2 protein-coding genes and 1 pseudogene are annotated in these 4,302 nt (G+C 70.6%); 1 reads left to right on the forward strand and 2 read right to left on the reverse strand.

Features of this window, described 5'->3' with window-relative positions; all coding sequences use genetic code 11:
* Positions 1–74: 74 nt before the first annotated feature.
* Together NBZ83_RS30375 and NBZ83_RS30380 are read right to left on the reverse strand one after the other, a co-directional pair.
* Entirely contained in the window at positions 75–1,925 is a 1,851-nt protein-coding gene (locus NBZ83_RS30375; protein WP_261567579.1) for a glycosyltransferase family 39 protein, read from the reverse strand.
* A gap of 390 nt (positions 1,926–2,315) precedes the next feature.
* Positions 2,316–3,809: an NAD(P)/FAD-dependent oxidoreductase gene (locus tag NBZ83_RS30380; protein WP_261576334.1), complete on the reverse strand. Its 1,494-nt coding sequence runs from the start codon at positions 3,807–3,809 to the stop codon at positions 2,316–2,318.
* A gap of 301 nt (positions 3,810–4,110) precedes the next feature.
* On the opposite strand from NBZ83_RS30380, the pseudogene NBZ83_RS30385 reads away from it, so the two are divergent.
* Positions 4,111–4,302: pseudogene (locus NBZ83_RS30385) on the forward strand (glycosyltransferase); the annotation flags it as partial.

Consider the following 4,302-nt stretch of genomic DNA (forward strand, 5'->3'; position numbering starts at 1 on the left):
GGGCGTGCCCGTCCCGGTCGCCGGATTCGAGTCCGGCGTTGGACCGGGGTGGGCGGACGTCCCCCGCGCAGTGGTCACGACGCCTGAAAGCGCAGCAGCGAGTAGTTCTCGTACACCTTGGCCGGCAGGCCCTGCTCCATGACCTCGTCCGCGTGCGGGCGGGCGTTCTGCAGGGTGCCACGGACCACGGTGCACAGCTCCTCGTAGGTCCGGTAGGAGCCGGAGCCGGCGAGGAAGACGGTGTGCTGCGGGCCGGCCTCGGTCAGCGCGCGCTGGGCGATCGCCCGGCCGTCGGCGTGTTCGTTGCGGTCCTCGTAGTCGACCCAGTTGACGCGGTCCGGTGGCGCGTAGGTCGGTACCACGTACACCTTCATCCACGGCGGGACGGTGCGGGCGAGCCCGGGGCCGAGCTGGTCCGGGCAGACCAGCATGACGTCGCCGGGCTTGGCGAGCCGTTCGAGCACCTGGGCGGCCTCGCCGGCCTGCGAGCGTTCCCGCCGGACGTCGGTCGTGCCGGCGAGCAGGCCGACCAGCGCCGCGACGGCGACGACCCCGTGGAAGATCCGCCGGTCTCCGATGACCGTCGCACCGAGGCCGATGACGAGCAGGAACGGGACGAAGGCGGTGGCGGTGTACCGATCGGCCCAGGCGTTGCCGACGAGCTTGCCGGCCGTCACCGCGACGACGAGGGTGCCCGTCGCCAGGAAGAACATGGTGCGGCCCGGTTCGAGACCGCGCAGGTCGATCAGGACGAACCGGCCGCCGGGGCTGCGCCCGGCGATCCCGGCGGCGGCCAGGCCCGTGATGAGGAACAGCAGCAGCCGGCCGAGTGTCGTCGGGCCGCCGGCCCACTGGCCGTAGGCGTGGGAGATCGCCGCGTAGTTGGCCGGCTCGCCCCAGGGGGTGCCCGTGTGGGCGAGCTGGTCGAAGAAGTTCGGCAGCCACGGGGCGAAGACGACCGCGCCGCCGACGATGCCGAGCAGTCCGTAGACCGGCCCGCGCCGCTGCGGCGTCAGGTATCGGCTGGACGAGCGGTGGCTCCGGGCGCCGCCCTGACGACCCACCGGCACACCGCCGGCCGCCCCGGCTCCCGGCACCGGCATGGACGCCGATCCTGGGTGGGACGCCGATCCTGGAAGGGACGCCGATCCTGGGTGGAAGGGGACCGGCTCGGTCTGTGCGGACACCGGTTCCGCCGCCGACGACGCCGGCCTGTTCGGCGACGCCGCCGCGGGCTGCCGGGAGCGGCGGGCGTGGCGGGCGCGGTACCAGGGCCGCAGGGTGAGCAGCCCGATCAGCCACACGCCGACGGTGAGCAGCAGGTACAGGCACCAGTAGTGGGTCAGCGCCAGGCAGCCGGCGGCGAGGGCCAGGCCGATCACCGAACGTACCGACGGTGCCCGCAGCACCCGCTCCATGGCGAGCCCGCCGAGCGCGGTGAGCAGCACGATGAGGCTGTACATCCGGGTCTCGGTGCCGAAGTACAGCGCGAACGGCGAGGTCAGGTACAGCACGACGGTGACCTTCGCCGCGCGGGCGTTCACCACCCGCCGCGCCAGCAGGAACAGCGGCCACGCCGCGGCGGTGTTGATCAGTGCGGACAGGGATCGGACGGCGAGGTTGCTCTCCCCGAACACGGTGATCCACCCGTGCAGCACCAGGTAGTACAGCGGTGGTGAGCCGTCCTGCAGCAGGCCGTCCCACATGGTGACGCCCGACCCGTGCAGCGGGAGCCGCGCGATGGCGACGCTCTGCGCCTCGTCGAGCCACAGTGCCTGGTTGGCGGTGAAGCGCACGATGACCGCGGCGGCGACGAGCACCCCCACCACCGCGGCGAACACCCGCCCCGCACGGTCGGGTGCGTCCCCGACCCGGTCGACCGGCCCGGGGAGCTGCTCCGCCGGCCGGACCGCGACATCTGTCACGGTCAGTCCCTTCCGTCCACGTTGCCCGCGGTGCGGCGAGGTCGGCCGGGCCACGATCGGCCGACCAGGCAGGTCCGCACCCGGTGCAGGTCTCGTGCGGCAGCCCCCCGCGCCGCGGCGATGCCGGGCGGGCGCGGGGGACAGACCGCGGATTGCGTGCCGGGGCGGTGGGCTGGCCACCGAAGCCGCCACCGGTGCGCGCCGAGTGGGCGCCGCGGAGCGTACCGTCCCGCATTCTGGTCGGGTCGGCCGCCGGCGGCACGCCGACGGCGACCGTTCGACGACCATCGAAGATCCCGGCCGGGTCCTCCATGGGCCGTCGCAGGGCCCCGGCCCACCCCGAAAGTCCGGGTGGGCCGAGCCGCCGCGCTCAGCCGGTCGGTCCGGCGGTCAGCGCTTGGCTGCGCCGCCGGGCGACGACACCTCCTCGTGGTAATCCTCCTCGACGTTGACCTCCCACACGTCGTGCTTCGTGCCGTCGACGATGTTCTCGACGGTCAGCATGGCGGTCAGCATCGAGTGATCCTGGTTGTTGTACCGGTGCATGCCGTTGCGGCCGACCGGGTGCACGTTCGGCGTGTTCTCGGCCAGCCAGGCCCGAATGATGTCGACGTTGTTCTTGTACTGCATGTCGTAGTACGGGTACGCCTTCGGCATCCGCACGACGAATCCCTGCTCGACCTGGGAGGCCCGGATGAGCCCGAGCTCGACCAGTTCCTTGGTGGCGAGCTTGATGAGATCCTCATCCGAGCTGTTCCACGTCTCGTCGCCCTCGAAGACGAAGTACTCCAGGCCCAGACAGGTCCGCTTGTCCTTCACCAGGAACGGCGACCAGGAGGCGAAGTTCTGGATCCGCCCGACCTTGACGGCGGGGGAGTGGATGTAGATCCAGTTGTCCGGGAATCCGGCCTCCTCCGGCACCACGAGGGCGACGGTGAGAAAGTCGCGGTACTTCAGCGCGTTCGCCGCGGCCAGGACATGGTCGGGTGCCGGCGGGTCCATCACGCGGACCAGCGACGAGAAAGACATCGATGAGATGATCTCGTCGGCGGGGTACTGGTACTCACTGCCGAGGTCGCTGCGCGACGATTCCGGCGCACCGGCCCCCGGGCCATATCCGCCGGTCACGGTGGTGGTGACGCCGGTCGCCCGGCCGTCAGCGTGGTGAATCTTGCGGACCTTCTCCTCGAAGACCACTCGACCGCCCTGCTTGACGATCTTGTCGGTGGCGGTTTCCCACATCATTCCAGGCCCGAACTTGGGGTACTGGAACTCCTCGATGAGGGAGGTGATATCCGTCTGGTTCCGCCTGGGTAGCACCGAGTTCACAATGGCGTTCATCATGGACAGGCTCTTGATGCGCTGCGCCGCCCAGTCCGAGGGCATCTCGCTGACCGGCACGCCCCACAGCTTCTCGGTGTAGGTCTTGAAGAACGTGCGGTACAGCCGCCAGCCGAAGCGGGCCACCAGCCAGTTCTCGTAGTTGCTCTGATCCTGCGGCGGGCGCACGCGGGCCGCGGCGTAGGAGGCGATGCAGCGCGCCGCCTCCACCAAGCCCAATCCGCCGAGTGCGTTCGTCGCCTTGAGCGGGTAGTCGAAGAACTTCCCGTTGTAGTAGATGCGGCTCGATCGCGGCCGGAGCAGGAAGTCCTCCTCCGGCAGGATCTCGTGCCAGAGTTTCTCGACCTCAGGTACCTTCGTGAAGAAACGGTGGCCGCCGATGTCGAAACGCCAGCCGTCCCGCTGCGCGGTACGGCTGATTCCGCCGACGACCGAGTCACCCTCGATAATCGTCACGGGCACGTCCCGTTTCACCAGCTCCCAGCCGGCGGTCAGACCGGCCGGCCCGGCTCCGATGACGACTACCTCTGGCTTTTCGGTCACTGTGCCGGACCTCTCCTCAACGCACCTTCATGGTCACTCCCGCGGCCGGATGCCGGGCATCCACCGCTGGGGGCGCCGGACCCTGGGACCGGCCTCGGGGGGCAAGTCTTGCATGCGGACGGCTGTGACCCACCCGCACCCCCTCACCGCCACCGGCACGATCAAGCGTGGTACATCCGGATTATTCCCCCTGCCTGCCTGCCCACCTGTCCATCGCGGTGAGTCCGCCGACCGTGCCCCGGTCCCGCTCTGGCATCGTGCGGACATGGGCTTGCCTGTATTCGGTTCGCGGCAGGCAGCCGTGGCACGGCCCGAAGGTGCCGACTCGGGTCCGCGTCGGACGCTGTCGGCGATCCTCGTCGGCTGGTGCGCCCTCGCCTGGGGCATCGCGGCGAAGGACGGCCGGTACGGCGCGTGGGCGATGGCCGGAGTCCTGCTCGGCGTCGCGGCCGCCGCGCTCGCCACCGTCTACCACCGCCCGTCGACCGAATCC

The sequence above is a fragment of the Frankia gtarii genome, from assembly GCF_025403375.1.
GTDB classification, from domain to species: domain Bacteria; phylum Actinomycetota; class Actinomycetes; order Frankiales; family Frankiaceae; genus Frankia; species Frankia gtarii.